Genomic DNA, 17,682 nt, shown 5'->3' with positions numbered 1-17,682 from the left:
GCGACAATTCCGGCTGCACCATCCTGGAAGTTTTCTGCTTCCACCGGATCAAACCATCACCAATCCCGATACAACCTGGCATGGCTGCGCATTTCGTGCCGCCTCGGAGACTGAACCAGCGTCAGCCGGATCCCCGGTCACATCCCCTTATCCAAGCCCCTACCTCGAACGCGCGACCAAGCGCGCCTCGCTGAGAAGAGGGCGAGTGCCGCGGCCACCAGCCAACTCGTCGACGGCTCAGGCGTGTAGAGAATGGTGGAAACGTCCGCGTACTTATTGTGGGACATCAGGTATTGGTTTGGTGTTAATGGGTTGGTACACCAGGAACACAGCGTCTGGGTGCTCACCAGATGAAGCGAGTTGTAGTAGTCGAGCTTGATGTAATCTTCCTCCGCGGCAGCATAATCCAAGACAAAGGTCAGGTCCAGGTGGACCATCCTGTCCATACCGACCCCCAAAGTCAGGAAATACTGGTCGCCCACCCAGGAATCGTTAATCGCGCCGGGTGCCCACACCGAGAGGGTTGGAGTCTGCCAGGATTGGACGATCTTCTGCCCTTCTAATTCGAAGACAAAAGTCACCTGATCTCCGTTTTGGCCGGCCACGTACAGGTCGTCCTGCATAGTGGCCTCGGCATGAGCGTGCGTGTCCATCGGGAAGGACCCCAACCAGGTTCCACCCAGGGCATCCAATAGGATCGAGGCGCCCAGGTTGCCATAGCCAGCACGGGCCTTGGCCTGGACATCGACTGAATAGAAGCCCAGGTACATATCCGGATGCTCGATCCCGTGATCGATGTAGTTTCCGTATAGGTCTTTGGCCGCGGATAGAGCGACAGCCGACTCGATGCCGTTGCCGGACTGAGACCCTACGAAGCCCTGTCCCGAATACATGTAGTGGTTGTCTGCTGGGACATTTGCCTCAACCAGGACTTGGGTTGTCAGCAATCCGCCCCGCGCGGCCGACAAAAAGACGATAGCAGCCAGGAACCACAGGCGGATCCCGGATTCAAGGAATTGCATGCTCGTGTATCCTCCGCTCGCCGATCATCGGACTAACTTGTCTTAAAAGCAAGCGTATTGGACGCCCCTCTACCCGGTTCCTCCGCCACTGAATATGGTGATCGAACACGAGTTCGGCCCACGGATCCTGAGCGCTGACGCAGGGAATCCGAAGGCCGATGCAACGCTTGTGCCGTTTCCCATGAATCCGCATCGGATGCAGGGCGTGGCGCATCGAATAGCCAAAGGGCTCCAAATGTCAGAGATCTTTAGCATTATCCCCGTCCCCGCCTTCATTGCCATCGCACTGCTTGGCCTGATTCTGGCCGTGATCGCCTCGGCGCCAACCGCCTGGGTCGATCGTGCGGAGAAGGCACTCAAAAAGGACAACGAATCGAAGGAGACTTAGTTCTCCGCGGTTTGATAGGGTGGTTACCAAATGACCGCCCGAAGCTGTTTACTGAGTCTCTGTCTCCTCTCTTCTTCCCTGGCCGCAGCCGAACCGAAGCGTCCCTCGGCGCAAGCGGTCCAGCAATGGCAGGACCGCAAGTTCGGCCTGTTCATCCACTGGGGTCTCTACGCCATCCCGGGCGGAATCTGGCAGGGCAAGCCGGTCACCAGGGGCTATAGTGAACAGATCCAGGGCGAGGGCAAGATTGCCCGGGACGAGTACGCGCAGCTCACCACCCAGTTCAATCCGCAGAAGTGGGATCCAGAGGCGGTAGCACGCTTGGCCAAAGCGGCCGGGATGAAATTCATCGTGATCACCTCGAAACATCACGACGGCTTCAGCATGTTCGGCACCAGGCAAAGCAAGTTCAATGTCGTGGATGCGACGCCTTACGGTAAAGACGTCGTGAAGGGATTGGCCGAGGCCTGCCGCCGCAACGGCCTGAAGTTTGGCGTCTACTACTCGACCATCGACTGGCACGATGAGCGGGCCACCCCGTCGGACGGCGGGCGAAACAATAACGAGATTCCAAAGGCTCACGAGGACTTCAACGTCGCCCAGTTGAAGGAGCTGATGTCGAACTACGGGCCGATGTCGGAGATCTGGTTCGACATGGGTAAGCCGACGCCCGAGCAGAGCAAGCGGTTCACCGACACGGTTCACGCCCTGCAGCCCGACTGCATGGTGAGCGGCCGGGTGTTCAACCACCAGGGTGACTTCACGGTGATGGGCGACAACCACATCCCGCCGTATGTGATTGATGAGCCGTGGCAGACACCGGCCTCGATCTACCATGAGACCTGGGGCTACCGGTCGTGGCAGAAGCGCGAGGACCTGCCGGGCAAGATCAATGAACACATCATCAAGCTGGTGGAAGTGACGAGCCGGGGCGGCAACTACCTGCTGAACATCGGGCCCATGGGCGACGGCAGCGTGGTGGAATTCGAGCAAAAGGTGCTGGAAGGCATTGGAGCCTGGGTGAAGGTGAATGGCGAGGCGATCTACGGCGCGGGTCCGCAGCCGTTCCGGGAAGTAGCGTTCGGCCAGGTGACGGTGAAGCCCGGCCGGATGTACCTGATGGTCCGCCAGTGGCCGGCTGACGGAAAGCTGGAGTTGCCGGGCCTGAAGACGAAACTCAGGAAAGCTTACTTCCTGACGGACTCCGGAAAGACGCCGCTGATCCTGGATAACGGCAGCCCGGTGAAGAGTGTCACGGTGACGAAGCGGCTGGAAACGGCTCCGGTGACGGTGATTGTGGCCGAATATGACGGCGCATTGACGGTGATCCCGCCGACGCTGCAACCCGCGGCCAGTGGGGCATTGACGCTGACGTCGAAGCAGGCGGATTCCTTCTACAACTACAACGGGCGTGGCTACTATGAGCGGCCTTCGGTGTACAAGATGGAGTGGCATTTCACGTCCAAGCCGGGCAAGTACCGGCTGACGGTGGCTCCGACGAACGCCGGGATGGCGGTGACGATTGATGGCAAACCCGCCGGCGAACAGGTGGAGTTGATGGCCGGTGAGTATCACACCTTGGCCATTACCCCGCCCAAGCCTTTTGTAAAGGGTGACCGGCTGGCGACGGTCGTTGAGAGCGTCCGGCTGACGCCTCAGTAGGAGGGGCGAACGGCCATGAATCGACGCCAGTTTCTCGGTTCAGCCGCCGCGGCATCGGCACTGACGGCGGCGCCCTCGCGTCCGCCCAACATCGTTCTGCTCTACTCGGACGATCAGCGCTTCAACACGATTGGCGCGTTGGGGAACCAAGACATCCGAACCCCGAACATCGACCGCCTGGTGGGCAGCGGCATGGCGTTCGAAAGGGCGCACATCATGGGCGGCACGGGCGGAGCGGTCTGTGTCGCCAGCCGCGCCATGCTTCTGACGGGCCAGACGCTGTTCCGCGCCACCAGCAACATGGATTCGACGCCGCCACCGGCTGTGACCCTAATGGGCGAACACTTCCGCAATGCCGGCTTTTCCACCTATGGGATCGGCAAGTGGCACAATGCGAAGCCGCGGTTCAACCAGTGCTTTGAGAATGGAGCGGCGATCTTCTTCGGTGGCATGGCCGACCACTTGAAGACGCCCATCCAGGATTACGACCCCACCGGAAAGTACGGAAAGGAACGCGAGCGCATCGGGGATCGCTTCTCCAGTGAGCTCTTTGCGGACGAGGCCATTCAGTTCCTGAAGACGGCGAACCGTTCGAAGCCATTCTTCCTGTACACGGCGTTTACAGCGCCGCACGATCCGCGCATGGCTCCGGAGGCGTACCGCAACCTCTATTCCGCGGACAAGCTGAAACTGCCGGAAAACTTCCTGCCTCAGCACCCATTCGACAATGGCGAGTTGCAGGTAAGGGACGAGTTGCTGGCGGGCTTTCCCCGGCAACAGACGGAGGTCACGCGGCATCTGGCGGACTATTACGCCATGATCACGCATCTCGATTTCCACATCGGGCGGATCCTCGACACGCTGCGGGCGACCGGACAGGAGAAGAACACCATCGTTGTGTTTGCGGGGGACAACGGACTGGCGCTGGGCCAGCACGGCCTGATGGGCAAGCAGAGTCTCTACGATCACAGTGTACGGGTGCCGCTGGTGCTCTCGGGTCCGGGCATTCCGCGCAAAGAGCACCGGGCGGGACTCTGCTACAACCTCGACATCTTCCCCACGCTGTGCGAACTCACCGGCACGAAGGTTCCAGCCGGAGTGGAAGGCCAGAGCCTGCTGCGCGGCGGGCGGGACAGTGTGTTCTTCTCCTACCGGCACTTCCAACGGGGCGTGCGAACCGACGACTGGAAGCTGATCCTCTACATGGTCAACGGCAAACTGACCACGCAGTTGTTCCAGATGAAGCAGGATCCCTGGGAGATGCGGAACCTGGCCGCGGAACCGCAGTCGGCCGCAAAGGTGGAGGAGTTGAGAGTCCTGCTGAAGGATTGGATGAAGAAGACGGGCGACGCCATGGATCTCGACAAGCCGAATTGGGGCTACGTGCCGGCGGCGTAAGTTGGTCCACCGCCGGCATTGCCGGTCGACTACAGCCGGGGCTGCGGCGGCTTGATCAGCTCCCAGGACACGGTGCCCTGACGGCGCACTTTGCGTTTGAATACCTTGTCGCCGGCAGTGACGAAGAGGATGTCGCGCGCGGGTCCGCCGAAGGCCAGGTTCGAGATATCGGCATTGCCCGGTTTGTTCCAGATGGCCACGACGCGGCCGGGCTGGTCGCAGATCTGAATGCCCAGCTTGGTGGCCACGAAGAGCTGGCCTTCGACATCGACTTTCATGCCGTCAGCGCCGCTGCGCATGAAGTCGTCGTGCAGTTCCAGGCGGTAAAACGGCTCGCCGTTGGTGAGTGTGCCGTCGTCCTGAATCTGGTAGGACCAGATGGACTTTGAGGTCGTATCGTTCACATAGAGCAGAGTCTGGTCGGGGCTGAAGGCGAGGCCGTTGGGGAAGCCCAGATTCTCCGCCACTACGCGTTTATTGCCCTTGGGGTCGAGGTACCAGACGCGGTGGTTATTGGGGTCAGTGAAGTAGATGTCGTTCCTGTTTGAGATGACCAGGTCGTTGGAGTTGACGTCCTCGGCCAGCACAATCTCGCGGCCGTCCATCGTGTAGGCGACGATGCGCTTGCGGCCGTTCTGGCAGGCATAGAGGCGGCCGTCTCCGCCCACCACGAGGCCGTTGGCAGCGCCGGTGTCTTCCTTGAACACAGAGACGACGCCATCGGCGGTGACTCGGTGGATGCGGTTGTTGGGAATGTCGGTGAAGAAGACATTGCCCTGCTTGTCGACGGCTGGGCCTTCGGTGAATTTGTGGCCTTCGCTGACAAGCTGCCAGCCTTCGGCCGGATCCAGGAACGTGGTGGAGAACTGGCGCTCCCCGCCACCGCCTTGGGAGGCAACGATGGGCTTGGAGGATTCGCGCCACAGCCAGCGGAGTGCGTACGGCAGGATGGAGCCTCCATGCTTGCTGTTGTGGCCTTCAGTGCCCCACACGTGGGTCGTGTCGTAGCCGGCGTACTCCAGGGCGGAGGCAAGATCCTGATTGCCGATCCACCAGTTGCCAACGAAGATGTTGAGGTCGTGGTCGCCGTCCTGCAGGAAGACGCGGAGCGGCTTGGGCTCGGTCTTGCGGACCCAGGAGGGATAGATGTTGCCTCCGCGGAGGTTCGTGTAGCTGCCGATTGTGCTGAGGACGCGGCGGAACGATTCGGGGTGGAGCCAGGCGACGGTAAAGGCGCAGATGGCTCCGGAACTGGATCCGCCAATGCCGCGCAGATTCGGGTCGGTCGTGATGTTGTACGACTTCGAAACCTCGGGCAGGATTTCGGTGAGCAGGAACTGGGAGTAGCGGTCACCGATGGCGTCGTATTCATAGCTGCGGTTGAAGCGGCCCAGGCTCTGGGTGGAGCGGGCGGGCATCACTCCGGGATTGATGAAGACGCCAATGGTGACGGGCATTTCGCCGCGGGCGATGAGGTTGTCGAAGACGATGTGGGCGCGCCAGGCCCCGGTGTCGGTGATATAGCCGCCGCCATCCTGGAAGACCATCAGGGCGGCCGGCTTGTCCTTGCTGTACTGCGCCGGGACATAGACCCAGTAGTCGCGTTCGGTGCCGGGGAAGATCTTGCTGTCTTTCCAGGTGTACTTGGTGACAGTGCCCTGCGGGACTCCGGGGTGACGCTCTGAGTCAGGACCGAGGGGATAATCTTCCGCGAAGGCGCAGAAGAGCAGAGTGGTGGCCGCAAACAGCGCGAATCGTGTCGTTGTCATGGGTGGATAAGGGCTTCAGACATGCTACACCAGACGAGGCGATCCGATATGATGCGGGCATGCATCGCCGTAGTTTTCTGACGCAGTCGCTTTCCCTGCCCTTCCTTTCAGCTTTACCCACCTTGCAAGCCGCGGCCGTGACTCCTCCGCTGGTATTGGGCGCCGCCTGGTATCCGGAACAGTGGCCGGAGTCGCGCTGGGACGAGGATCTGAAACTGATGGAGCAGGCGGGCCTGCGGATGGTGCGCGTAGCCGAGTTTGCCTGGAGCACGCTGGAGCCGCGCGAAGGCCAGTTCGAGTTGGACTGGCTGGAGCAGGCGGTGGAGATGGCGGCGAAACGAAATCTCGTGACGGTGATCGGGACCCCCACCGCGGCGCCGCCGGCCTGGCTGACGCAGAAGTATCCGGAGACCTTGCTGACCGAGGCCAACGGGCGTAAGGCGGAGCATGGCAACCGGGCGCACTTCTCCTTCACCAGCGAGCGCTACCGGCAGTTCTGCGCTCGCATTGCGGGCGTGATGGCCAAGCGGTTCGGCGGGAATCAGAACGTAGTGGGCTGGCAGATCGACAACGAGTATGGGCGGACGTCGAATGACGACTTCACTCGGATGCAGTTCCAGGCGTTTCTGAAAGATCGCTACAAGACGCTGGACGCGTTGAATGAGCACTGGACGACCGCGTATTGGAGCGAAGCTTACACCGACTGGAGTCAGATTCCCCTGGGGCCCAGCGGGAATCCGGGATTGTTCCTGGAATGGAAGCATTTCATCTCGGAGACCTTCCGGACCTACCAGCATGTGCAGGTGGAAGCGATCCGCGCGCATGCGCCCAAGCGGCAGTTCATCACCAGCAACTACATGGGCTGGTACGACTCGTTCGATCACTACATCCTGGCCGAAGAGCTCGATATGGTGTCGTGGGACAACTACGTGGGGCGCGGACACTTGGATCCGTTGAGGAACGGCATCGTGCACGACCTGACGCGCGGGTTGAAGAGAAAGAACTTCTGGCTGATCGAGACGCAACCGGGCTTCGTGAACTGGCAGGAGGTGAACAACGCGCTGGATAAGGGCGAAGCGCGGGCCATGGCCTGGCATGCCGTGGGCCACGGAGCGGACTGCATCAGCTACTGGCAATGGCGCAGCGCCTTGAATGGGCAGGAGCAATATCACGGGACGCTGGTGGGCGCCGATGGGACTCCGGTGCCGATGTATAACGAAGCAGCGCAGTTGGGCCGCGAGTTCGCGCAGGTGGGCGGCGCGCTGGGCGGAACTGAACCGGTGTCGGAAGTCGCCATGCTGCACAGCTATGACAGCCGGTGGGCGGTGAATTTCCAACGGCACAACCGCAACTTCGATCCGGTGGCCTTGCTGGGCAGCTATTACCGGCCCTTGCGGCGGATGGCGCAGCAGATGGATGTGATCCACCCGATGGCTCCGTTGAACGGGTACAAGCTGGTGGTGGCTCCGGCGCTGAACGTGCTGCCGGAGCCGATGGCAAAACACATGGAGGAGTATGTCCGGCAGGGCGGGCATCTGGTGTTGGGGCCGCGGTCGGGCATGAAGGACGAGTTCAACTCGCTGTGGCCGATGCGGCAACCGGGTCCGCTGGTGGATGCGGTGGGTGCGCGCGTGGAGCAGTGGTACGCCTTGGACGAGGATGTGCCGGTGAGCGGGCCATGGGGCACGGGCAAGGCGACCATGTGGGCGGAGCAACTGAAGACGCGGACTGCGGGGGTCGAAGTCCTGATGAAGTATGGCGCGAGCAACGGGTGGCTGGACGATCAGCCGGCGGTGGTGTCACGGGCGTTGGGCAAGGGGCGGATCACGTACATTGCGGCACTCCTGGATGACGCGCTGATGGCCAAGGCTGCGGAGTGGATGCTGCGGCTGAGCGGCGTGAAGCCGGCGCTCGGTCCGGTGCCGGACGCAGTGGAAGTATGCCGGCGAACAGGCGGCGGCAAGGACGTGTACATCGTGATCAACCACTCGAAGGCGGAACAGCGAGTGGTGTTGCCGCGGGCGATGCGGCGCTTGCTGGCCGGCGGCGCGGCCGTGAGCCTGGTAAATCTGCCGCCACGGGGCGTCGAGGTGTTGTCGGTGTAGCTGCTCGCGTTACGTCCAGGGACGGGACCGGGCGACCGAGATGCCGCGGACCTCGTTGGGATACTTGCCGGAGACCGCGCAGTAGTAGTGATAGAGGTCGCCCTGGTGAACGATCACCGAGGGCTTGTGCGCGTAAGTCGAGTCGACCGTGCCGGGCGGTCCGACATCGATCAGGATCTGGTCGGACTTGGTGAAGTGATATGGATCATCGCCCAGCGCCAGCAGGTCGCGGGCCTTGCCTTTGGCGTCAAGTCCGAAGTAGAAGAGCAGCCAGCGCTTGCCGTCGGTGACGACGCAGGGGTCGCTGGCGAAGCGCTGGTCGGGGCTGCAGGCCGGGCCGTTGCGCACGATTGGGTTCGATTCGTAGCGCTTCCAGGTCTTCAAGTCAGTCGAGGTGACGACACCGGTCTGTTCCCGCCAGCCGCCTCCTTCTGATTTGGGCAGGTTGCGCGACTTGGCATTGTAGAACAAATAGTAGGTGCCCTGTTCCTCGACGAGACAGGGTTTGTAGAGGCCGCCGCGCTCCCAATCGGCGCCGTCTTCGGGCCTGAGGATGATGTCGCCGATTTCCCAATGCAGGAGATCGGTGCTCCAGCAGAGCCCGATGAGGGCGGGTCCTTCCTCATACCCGGCATTCGGGTAGGCGTGGAAGACGCCCAGATAGCGGCCGCGCACCTTCTTGAGTTCGCCCTTGGATCGCAGACGGGTGTCGCGCAGAATCCAGTTCATGGCGATGTTGTAGCGGGTGATGGGGTTGGCCGGATCGCGGCGCAGGATGCAGCCGAGGCGGCGCCAGGTGACGAGGTCGCGGGAGGCCGCGAGTCCGGTCTGGTAGCCGGTGCCGTCCCAGCCGATGTAAGTCATGTAAAACTCACCCTTGTGCCGAAAGACAAAGGGACAATCGACGCTGCGGTGATCGAAGGCGTCGGGCGACGGGTCTGGGCCCAGCACGAGCTTGCCGTACTTGTGCGGTGTCAGGTAGGGTGCGACATCGGGCGCCGCCAGTGCGAGGGAAGACGCAAGGAATTGCCGCCGTGAGGGGATTGCTGGACGATCCATGGTTGCCATGTGGATCTTCTCAATGTCCAGGGGAGACGAGCAAGTTGATCTCGGCACCCTCGTTCAAAAGGAAGGTCGACTTGGGGGTGAGGAAGGCGCCCTTGTCCACATTGGTGGGCCGTTCTTCGTCGTCAACAGCCTTGTGTCCCTTGGAGTTGACGAAGCCTGTCGTGACAGTCGTGATGGGAATCGTCAGCTCCTTGTGAACCAATGAACGGAAGCTGATGGTGACGCTTCCGCCGTCGGCGTTGGAGATACGCTCCACCGTGCCTTGCAGGCTGCCGCCCAGGAAGGACTCTGGCGAGATGATGGAGGCCGTGATCGCGTCGCCGGCCTTACTGATGAAGCTGCCGATGGGCATGTTGAGTTTGACGAGGAACTTGCGCTCTTTGTCGAGCGGAGGCGAGGCGGGCCGCACGAGCAGGGCCCAATCCTTGCTAGGTTCGTTGGGCGGCAGGCCGAGCGCTCGAATGCCGCCGCCTTGAATGGTCCGCACGCTGCCGTTCTGGAGTTCTCCGCCAAAGCGCGGGTCAAACCACTTCACCTCGAACAGACCCTGAGCGGCGGAAAGATCGAGCGCGGTTGAGCCGCCGTTGGGCAGGTAGACCGCGTAGATCTCACCACGTTTGGCGAAGACATAGTCGTCGGAGGTGGCGGTCAGGTCGTCGTCATGACGCATCTGCGGGAACGGGAGATAACGCGTGAAGAACTCGTGGGCGTAGTGGAGCATGTCCCAGAAGTGATCGCGGCTGCGCCAGTCTTCGAGGTCGAGGTCGCTGTCAGGGTGGGCGTAGCCGAAGAAGAAGACGGTGCCGGAGCCGCCCGCCATCAGATTGCCCCAGATGGACGCCTTGCGAACCGTGTCGTGCCAGTAATCATCGGCGTCGGGAAGGACTCCGATGCTGGTGGGATTGATCTCGATGATGCCCACCAGCCACTTGTGACCTGCTTTGGCCGAGGCATCGACCCACTTAATGGTGGCCGGGTGACTGTACTCGGGATCGTGCTGCATCGCCGTGCCGTCAAAGCCGTCGAAGCCGAGGAGGCGCCCGTAGCCTTTGTCGTCAGCCAGCAACTCACCCTTCCACTGGACGTACTGGATGGGGTGCTGCCAGGGATCCACCTGCTTGAAGTACTCGCAGAGCGCCTTGATGTCCTCGGTGGTGTAGTAGCGCCAGCGGTCCATCTCTTCGGAGAGATCCCAAAGTATGGCGTGATGGTGGGCGAAGCGGGCGATCAGTTCGCGGTAGTAGAGCCTGCGCAGGACGGTCATCTTGCCGAGGAGCTGTTCGTTCTCCTCTTCCTGGGTGATGAGCATGAGCTGCATGCCCAGTTTGTCCATATGGGAGAAGACGAGGTCCCATTGCGCGAGCTTGGAGATGTCGTAGCGGGCGCGCTCTTCGTAGCTGGTCCAGGGGTAGATCTCGCGGCCGTCGCCGTCGATGTTCATGGTCAGCGAGTAGAAGGTGTTCATGCCCTTGCCCGCGAGGTAGTTCAAGGCGCCGATGATGCCCTTGCCCTTGCCGCCTTTCCAAGTTGGATCGCCGGCACGCCAGTCGCGAACATGCGGCTCGAAGTGGTGAAGCCCGTCCTTCAGGCGGTTCTCGGCGCCGCCGTGATCTACCGTGTCGTCGAATTCGTAGTAGGCCAGGAAGTTCTCGGGGCTCTGCGTGCCTGCCTGGATGAAGTACTGCTTGGACCCGGTGTATTGAGCGTAGTGCTCACCGACGTAGTGCAGGGTGCCCTGCGCGCGGTGGTCGCGGCCGGTCTTGTCGGAGGGCGCGATGGTGAGCTTCCCCGCGAGGCCGTCGGGTTTGAGAGGAGTGCCCGCGTCGGGACTAAGATCCACAGCGACATCCTGGCCGGAGCGGAAGGAGACCTGGTAATTCCATTCGCCTGTCTCGTCGGGAACGAAGTGGACGCGCCACTTGTTGCCGGCGGTGGCGCTGGTCTCGGCGGCGGTGCCGTCGGCGGCGAAGTAGCCGGGGATGACAAAGCGCCTGGCGCCCTGGGTGAAGGTGACATTGAGCCGGTAGAACAGGAACGGATTCGGATCGGCGGACTCACTGGTTGCCGGGCCATCGAAGGTGAGAACGACGTCATGCCATTGCTTGAGCTCGCCAGTGACCTGCTGTGCAGGCAGAAGGCTGCCCACACAGGGCAGCAGGAGCAGTGCGGCGGCGTAAGGGGGGGGATGAATCCAGCGGAGAAATGACATGGCGTACCTTGCGGTGTTTTCACACTGTAGCGGATCTGGAGGCGCATGGATACGGGCTGCGCAGGCAGGGGTCCGAAGTTCCGCGATGCGGAAGGCGATGCGGATGCAAACCTGTGCACTGGAGTGAAGACATGCGCCAAATGAGTGGCTGCGCAATTCCGCGGAATGGAATATTATGGATGCTCGGAATTTTCATTCAGAGACGGTAAGGATATGGCCACGATCGCCGATGCATCCTCGCGTGACCGCAACGCGGCGCAGGCAGTACTGCGCGCTTGCGAAGTGCTGAAGTGTTTCCGCAGTGAGAGCGAGGTGGTGGCCCTGCCGGATGTGGTGGACCGCACCAGCCTTTCGCGCACGACCGCCTTCCGTCTGTTGAAAAGCCTTGTCCAGGGCGGGTTGCTGGAACGAGTGGGCCGCGGTGAGTACCGCTCGCTGGTCCGCACGCGTTCGTCCCGCATCATTCGCCTGGGTTTCGCCGAGCAGACCAACTCCGAGTTTTCGCGCGCGGTGACCGAAGGGATCCAGCGTGCTGCCTCGGCTAAAGAGAATATCCAGCTCGTGATGGTGAACAACCGCTACAGCGCGGCGGAGGCCCTGCGCAACGCGGAGTACCTGATCCGCGAGAATGTCGACCTGGTGCTGGAGTTCCAGACCCACCAGCGCGTGGCCACTAAGATTGCGGCGCGGTTCCAGGAGGCCAACATCCCGGTGATCGCGATTGAGATTCCGCATCCCGGCGCAACCTACTTCGGCGCGAACAACTACGAAGCGGGCTTGATTGCGGGGCGCGCATTGGGACGCTGGACGAAACAGCATTGGCCCGGCGGAGCCGAGCAGGTGCTGCTGCTGGGACTCCCCATCGCGGGGCCGCTGCCGCGCCTTCGCATCACGGGCACGGTGGACGGGCTGCGCAGCGAACTGCCCTACTACGACACCATGTCGTGCGTGCATCTGGATGGGAAGGGCTCGTTTGAACAGATCCTGGGTGTCGTGCGCAAGCACCTAAGCCGCTCGAAGCCGAGGCGGACTCTCGTAGGTGCGGTGAACGACCCGTGCGCACTGGCGGCGCTGCGGGCCTTCGAGGAGGCCGGGTGCGCGCAGTTGTGCTCGGTTGTCGGCCAGAATGGGACCCTGGCCGCGCGGCAGGAGTTGCGGAGGCGGGGTACGCAATTGGTGGGGTCCGTCGCCTACTTCCCGGAACGCTATGGAGAAGAGCTGATCCGCATGGCGGTCCGGCTGCTGGAGCACAAACCAGTGCCATCCGCGGTCTTCGTCGCACATAAGTTACTGACGCCCCAGAACGTGGATCTGCTGTATCCGCTGGATGGGACAAGTCCGGTCGAACTGATGTAGCCGACAACGGCTAAAGGGTTGAGCGGATCTGCTGAATAGCCAGTTCAGGGCTGCTGTAGACGGGCACGCTGAGCGACTCCGGCGGAATGGCGGCGAGTACGCGCGCCATCGAGCCCTGCGCCAGCACTACGACATCCACCTTGGGCATCAGGGCATCCAGCGAGGCGCGCACGCGCTGGTCGTGCGTTTCCGTATCGCCGCGCAGTACGGCTTCGAAGGCGCCTTCACAGCAGTCTGAAATCACTTCGCAATCACGCCCCTGTGAGGCGGCGGTATCGCGAATCAGCTGAATCGTCGGCTCGAGCGTCGTGCCCAAGGTCGCCAGCACGCCCACGCGGCGCCCGATCGAGACCGCCTGTGCGGCCATGGCCTCGTCGATGCGAAAGATGGGCCCGTCGAAGAGCTGCCTCGCGACGGGAATACCAGGTCCGATGGAGGAGCAGGTGACCAGCACCGCGTCGGCGCCGGCTTCAAAGGCGGACTGGATCTGCGCCACCATGCGGCGAGTCGTCGGCTTGTCCAGGCGGCCCACCGCGATCGTGTTGCGAATCAGGCTCTCGTCAACCATGTGGAAGATCCTCCAGTCGGGCAGGATCCGGGCGCAGAGCGTATCGAACATGGGCACGAGCATTGGGCTGGTATGGATGAGAGCGAGCGTGCGCGTCATGGCTTCCTATTATGGCCCGGCAGGCGTGCAGGCCGGCGCCAGGCAATCGTATTTCGGACTGAAATGGCTGGTTTTCCTGATATTCTGTTCGCGTGCAGAGACGTACCTTCCTCCAGGCCGCCGCGCTAACTCCCCAGGCCGCCAAACACACTGGCAATGAGGCGCCCGAGGCGCGCTGGATCCGCATCGCCGAATCGCTGAAGCCGAAGCTGAAAGAGACGCTGGTAACGCCGGTCGCCATCGTGCGTCCGCAGCCCGCGCCCGATTCGTTCCTCCACTGGAAGATGGAAGTCACTGAACAGGTGGCGGCGCTGGCACAGAGACCGCTGAAGCGCGGCGACAGCTTCATCGTCGACTTCGGCCGGCACATGGCCGGGTACGTCTCTTTCAAACTGAGCGGGACTGGCGAGGCGGTGGATTCCCCGGTGCGCCTGCGGGTCACATTTGGAGAGGCTCCCGCGGATGTGGCTGTGCCGCTGGAGTCCTACACCGGAACGCTGAGCCGCGCGTGGCTGCCGGATGAGATCCTCAACGTCGACTTCCTGCCGCGCCGCGTCGAGGTGCCCCGCCGCCATGCATTCCGTTGGGTGAAGTTCGATGTCATCGACACATCGCCGAACTTCGCCGTGCATTTCGAGCGGATCGAGGCGCGGGCCGTCACCTCGGCCATAATGGAGCCGGCGCCGCTGCCCGCTGGCACACCGGAGGCGCTGCGCTCCATCGACCGCGTAAGCCTGAATACGCTACGCGACTGTATGCAGACGGTCTTCGAGGATGGTCCCCGCCGCGATCGCCGATTGTGGGTGGGCGATCTGCGCCTGCAGGCGTTGACGAACTACGTCTCCTTCCGCAACTTCGATCTGGTCAAACGCTGTCTCTATCTCTTCGCCGGCCTGCCTCGCGAGGACGGCCTGGTGGCGGCTTGTGTCTACGATGACCCGGGGCCAAAGTGCGGACGCCAATTCATCATGGATTACGCAGTGCTCTACATCGCGGCTCTGCTCGATTACGTGAAAGCGGCGAAGGACCAGCAAACCGCCAGGGAACTGTGGCCGGTGGTCCGCAAGCAGGTCGAACTGGTCAGTCAGTTCATCAACGCCGATGGCCTGTTCGCCGATCCGGGCGGTTGGTGGATCTTCATCGACTGGCGCGAGGAACTGGAGAAGACCGCCTCCATGCACGGGGTACTGCTGTTCTGCCTGAAGCAGGCAGTGGAACTGGCCGGGCATGCCGGGCAGCAGGCGGATGCGGCGAAGTATCAGGCATTGATCCACAGGATGACCGCCGCCGGACGAACGCGCTTCTTCGATTCCGCACGCAACGTTTTCGTCAGCGGGCCGCAGGGGCAGGTATCCTGGGCCTCGCAGGCTTGGATGGTGATGTCAGGCCTCGCCACGCCTGAGATGGGCGCGGTAGCCCTGCGCAATGCGATGAAGATGCCGGATGCGGTGCGGCCGGGCACGCCCTACCTTTACCACTACATGGTGGAAGCCATGCTGCTGAGCGGCTTGCGCAAGGAGGCGCTCGACCTGCTGAGCAGCTACTGGGGCGGCATGGTGGCCGCCGGCGCGGACACGTTCTGGGAGATCTACGATCCGTCCGATCCCATGTTGTCGCCCTACAAGAGCATCCTCGTGAATAGCTACTGCCACGCGTGGAGCTGCACGCCGTCCTACTTCCTGCGCGGGCTGCAACTGGGCCGCACGGCTGGTTAGGCGTTTGCCGCCCCGTGATGGTATGTCGACCAGCCGAGGTACGTCTCGAAGGCCTCTGTCAGGATGTCGGCCGAGTGTGACGCATTCATCGCGGCATGGTGCTCGAAGCCGTTGCGGCAGATGTAGCGCATCAGATTCTGTAGCGCCGGCACATGCACGACCGCCCGGCTGCCAAAGGTGGCCAGCGGATCGTCGGTGAACTGCCCTTGCCCAACATAGGCCCGGATCCGTCCTTCGCGGTCGTCCGTGCTGACTCGCGCATACGTCAGCGGTCCGGCTGGTGTCCGGCCCGACAGAGCGCCGTAAGTGTTCTGGACGCCCAACGTCGAGCCCAGGATCGGCGCCGTGCTGATGATGATGTCGGGCATGAAGCTCTTGGCCCAGTTGCCGCAGTGGAACATCACGCACTTGTCATCGTCGTCGCCGTAGTTGTTGTTCCAATCCACCAGGGCGCTGGGCGTGCCGGAAGCAAGCTGCAGAGCGTACATGGAAACGACACCCGTAATGTCCACCTCGCAGGCGCTGGGCAGGAGTTGCTCACTCATCATGCTCATCACGGTGCAGGGATTGATGCCGAAATTGCTCTGCATCGACGTCCAGCATTGAATCGCTGTGGCCTGCAGATCATACTTCGCCATCCAATCGGAGAGGACGATCGCCAGGCGCGCCATCTGCGTCATGGAGCGGGCGGGCGTATCGCCGCACGGTGCGTAGCCGCGGATGCGCTCCAGGTGGTTCTTGACGCGCACGTCGTCGGCGGGAATCTTCTCCGCGGCTCCAAAGACTTCAGAGAGATCGATGGTGTTGACGCTGATGCCGGCCGACTGCAGCAGCTTCTCGCTGTAACGAGTCGTGTTGAAGGCATTCGGACGCGCGCCGATCGCACCGATGCGGGCCCGGCGCAGGCCCTTGGTCACGCGGCAGACCGCCAGGAAATTGCGGAGATCGGCGCGGAAGCTGTCCGTCAGCGGATGCACGGTGTGACGGCGGGTGAGCGAATAGGCGATGCCGTACTGGCGCAGATTGTTGCAGACCGAGACCTTGCCGCAGAAGGCGTCGCGCCGCCGCTCCACGCTGAGTTGCGTGAGGTCGTCCGGATAGGCCTGCACCAGGACGGGCACGTTCAACTCAGACAACTGCAGCGTATCCGCCACACCTTTCTCGTCCCCGAAGTTGGGCAGGCAGACCAGCACGCCGTCGATGCGGTCGCGTTGGCTCCGGAACAGGTCGGCGCAGAGCCGGGCGTGCTGCCAGGTCTCCACCGCGCCCAGCTTCGTCGCCTCTTCATCGAGGATCACAGCCTCGATGCCCATCTCCTCGAACAGGCGCAGGATGTCCGCCCGCCCTTCGGAAACCAACCGGTCAGGAAAGAAGTCGCGATTGCCGACAATGACGGCCAGAGTCATCTTGGACATGATTCACTTCCTCGTAAATACGCCGAACTGATCCACGTTGGACGGCGTCACCAGTTCGCAATCGATGGACTGTTTCTCGGCGGCTCCGCTGGAGCCCTTCGTCAACAAGCCGTGCGCCTGATCCACGGCCATGGTCGCAATGCGCGCCGCGGGCTGAAGCACAGTCGCTTTGATCGACCCGGCGCGGATCGCGGCCAATACATCGGGGCTGCCATCGAAGCCAACGACGATCACCTCCTGGCGTCCGGCCGCCTTCAGTGCCGCGGCCGCGCCCAGCGCCATCGTGTCGTTGCCTGAGATAACGCCCTTGATGTCCGGGTGCGCTTGCAGCAGGGTCTCCATTTTCTGGAAGGCTTCGGTCTGGCTCCAGTTGGCGCTCTGCTGCCCAACCAGCCGCATTCCCGTGTACTTGTCGAGTACCTCGTGGTAGCCCCTGGTCCGCACCTGCGCATTCGTATCGGATTCCCGCCCCAGCAACTCGACGAACGTGCCCTTCTCACCCATCAGCCGCACAAACTCCTGGGCGCCGAGTAACGCCCCCTGGTAGTTATTCGAAACGATCTGGGCCGCGGCAATGCCGTTGGCATTGATTTCGCGGTCAATCAGGAAGACGGGTATATTCGCTCCTTTGGCCTTGGCGACCGCGGCAACGGACGCGTCGGCGCCCGCGTTGTCGAGAATGATGGCCGACGCTCCATTCGCAATGGCTACATCCACCAGTTCATCCTGCTTGTGGGCGTCGTCATTGTGCGTATTGACGGAGGCATCATAGCCCAGGGCGCGAGCCCTGTTGGCCGCGGCATCCGCTTCCGCCTTGAAGAAAGGGTTGTCGTGCGACGGAGTGATGATCGCAATACTTCGCTTGCCACCGCCCTGGCGGCAGCCTACCAGGGCGAGCATGCCCAGGG

General features: G+C 62.4%; 13 protein-coding genes. 6 read left to right on the top strand and 7 right to left on the bottom strand.

The window, feature by feature from the left end:
• Window positions 1-137 precede the first annotated feature (137 nt).
• Window positions 138-1,022, bottom strand: a complete 885-nt coding sequence (locus IRI77_RS01220) for a hypothetical protein (protein WP_194450273.1) — start codon at window positions 1,020-1,022, stop codon at window positions 138-140.
• Between the two features lie 94 nt (window positions 1,023-1,116).
• Between IRI77_RS01220 and IRI77_RS01215 the strand changes: the two genes are divergently transcribed.
• Genes IRI77_RS01215 through IRI77_RS01205 form a run of 3 tightly spaced genes read left to right on the top strand, consistent with a single transcriptional unit; the run spans window position 1,117 to window position 4,470 of the window.
• Window positions 1,117-1,410 (top strand): hypothetical protein, encoded by a 294-nt coding sequence (locus tag IRI77_RS01215; protein WP_194450272.1) that lies wholly within the window; start codon window positions 1,117-1,119, stop codon window positions 1,408-1,410.
• 30 nt (window positions 1,411-1,440) lie between these two features.
• Window positions 1,441-3,072 carry an alpha-L-fucosidase gene (locus IRI77_RS01210; RefSeq protein WP_194450271.1) on the top strand — a complete coding sequence of 544 codons (1,632 nt, stop codon included), beginning with the start codon at window positions 1,441-1,443 and terminating at the stop codon, window positions 3,070-3,072.
• Between the two features lie 15 nt (window positions 3,073-3,087).
• On the top strand, window positions 3,088-4,470 hold the full coding sequence (locus tag IRI77_RS01205; protein ID WP_194450270.1) for a sulfatase-like hydrolase/transferase: 1,383 nt from the start codon (window positions 3,088-3,090) through the stop codon (window positions 4,468-4,470).
• 29 nt (window positions 4,471-4,499) lie between these two features.
• Here the strand turns inward: IRI77_RS01205 and IRI77_RS01200 are convergent, their stop codons facing one another.
• Window positions 4,500-6,239: an SMP-30/gluconolactonase/LRE family protein gene (locus IRI77_RS01200; protein ID WP_194450269.1), complete on the bottom strand. Its 1,740-nt coding sequence runs from the start codon at window positions 6,237-6,239 to the stop codon at window positions 4,500-4,502.
• Window positions 6,240-6,298: 59 nt separating this feature from the next.
• Here IRI77_RS01200 and IRI77_RS01195 point away from each other — a divergent pair, with 59 nt between their 5' ends.
• Complete coding sequence (locus tag IRI77_RS01195) at window positions 6,299-8,344, top strand: beta-galactosidase (protein WP_194450268.1); 2,046 nt, start codon at window positions 6,299-6,301, stop codon at window positions 8,342-8,344.
• A 9-nt stretch (window positions 8,345-8,353) separates the two neighbouring features.
• Here IRI77_RS01195 and IRI77_RS01190 read toward each other — a convergent pair whose 3' ends face one another.
• Both IRI77_RS01190 and IRI77_RS01185 read right to left on the bottom strand, forming a co-directional pair.
• On the bottom strand, window positions 8,354-9,403 hold the full coding sequence (locus IRI77_RS01190) for a glycoside hydrolase family protein (RefSeq protein WP_228486550.1): 1,050 nt from the start codon (window positions 9,401-9,403) through the stop codon (window positions 8,354-8,356).
• Between the two features lie 19 nt (window positions 9,404-9,422).
• Window positions 9,423-11,621, bottom strand: a complete 2,199-nt coding sequence (locus IRI77_RS01185) for a DUF5060 domain-containing protein (protein WP_194450266.1) — start codon at window positions 11,619-11,621, stop codon at window positions 9,423-9,425.
• A gap of 213 nt (window positions 11,622-11,834) precedes the next feature.
• Between IRI77_RS01185 and IRI77_RS01180 the strand changes: the two genes are divergently transcribed.
• Window positions 11,835-12,977 (top strand): substrate-binding domain-containing protein, encoded by a 1,143-nt coding sequence (locus tag IRI77_RS01180; RefSeq protein ID WP_194450265.1) that lies wholly within the window; start codon window positions 11,835-11,837, stop codon window positions 12,975-12,977.
• A 10-nt stretch (window positions 12,978-12,987) separates the two neighbouring features.
• Here the strand turns inward: IRI77_RS01180 and IRI77_RS01175 are convergent, their stop codons facing one another.
• Window positions 12,988-13,644 (bottom strand): aspartate/glutamate racemase family protein, encoded by a 657-nt coding sequence (locus tag IRI77_RS01175; RefSeq protein WP_194450264.1) that lies wholly within the window; start codon window positions 13,642-13,644, stop codon window positions 12,988-12,990.
• Window positions 13,645-13,736: 92 nt separating this feature from the next.
• Here IRI77_RS01175 and IRI77_RS01170 point away from each other — a divergent pair, with 92 nt between their 5' ends.
• Window positions 13,737-15,359, top strand: coding sequence for an alpha-L-rhamnosidase-related protein (locus tag IRI77_RS01170; RefSeq protein ID WP_228486549.1), 1,623 nt, complete (start codon window positions 13,737-13,739; stop codon window positions 15,357-15,359).
• On the opposite strand, the gene IRI77_RS01165 is transcribed toward IRI77_RS01170, so the two are convergent.
• Together IRI77_RS01165 and IRI77_RS01160 are read right to left on the bottom strand one after the other, a co-directional pair.
• Entirely contained in the window at window positions 15,356-16,774 is a 1,419-nt protein-coding gene (locus IRI77_RS01165; RefSeq protein ID WP_194450263.1) for an L-fucose/L-arabinose isomerase family protein, read from the bottom strand. The genes IRI77_RS01170 and IRI77_RS01165 overlap by 4 nt on opposite strands.
• A 3-nt stretch (window positions 16,775-16,777) precedes the next feature.
• Window positions 16,778-17,674 (bottom strand): D-ribose ABC transporter substrate-binding protein, encoded by an 897-nt coding sequence (locus tag IRI77_RS01160; protein WP_407674100.1) that lies wholly within the window; start codon window positions 17,672-17,674, stop codon window positions 16,778-16,780.
• Window positions 17,675-17,682 lie beyond the last annotated feature (8 nt).

The sequence above is a fragment of the Paludibaculum fermentans genome (assembly GCF_015277775.1).
In the GTDB taxonomy this organism is placed as follows: Bacteria; Acidobacteriota; Terriglobia; order Bryobacterales; family Bryobacteraceae; genus Paludibaculum; species Paludibaculum fermentans.
The sequence above is the reverse complement of the archived record's forward strand: the minus strand, read 5'-3'. Positions and strand labels throughout refer to the sequence as shown.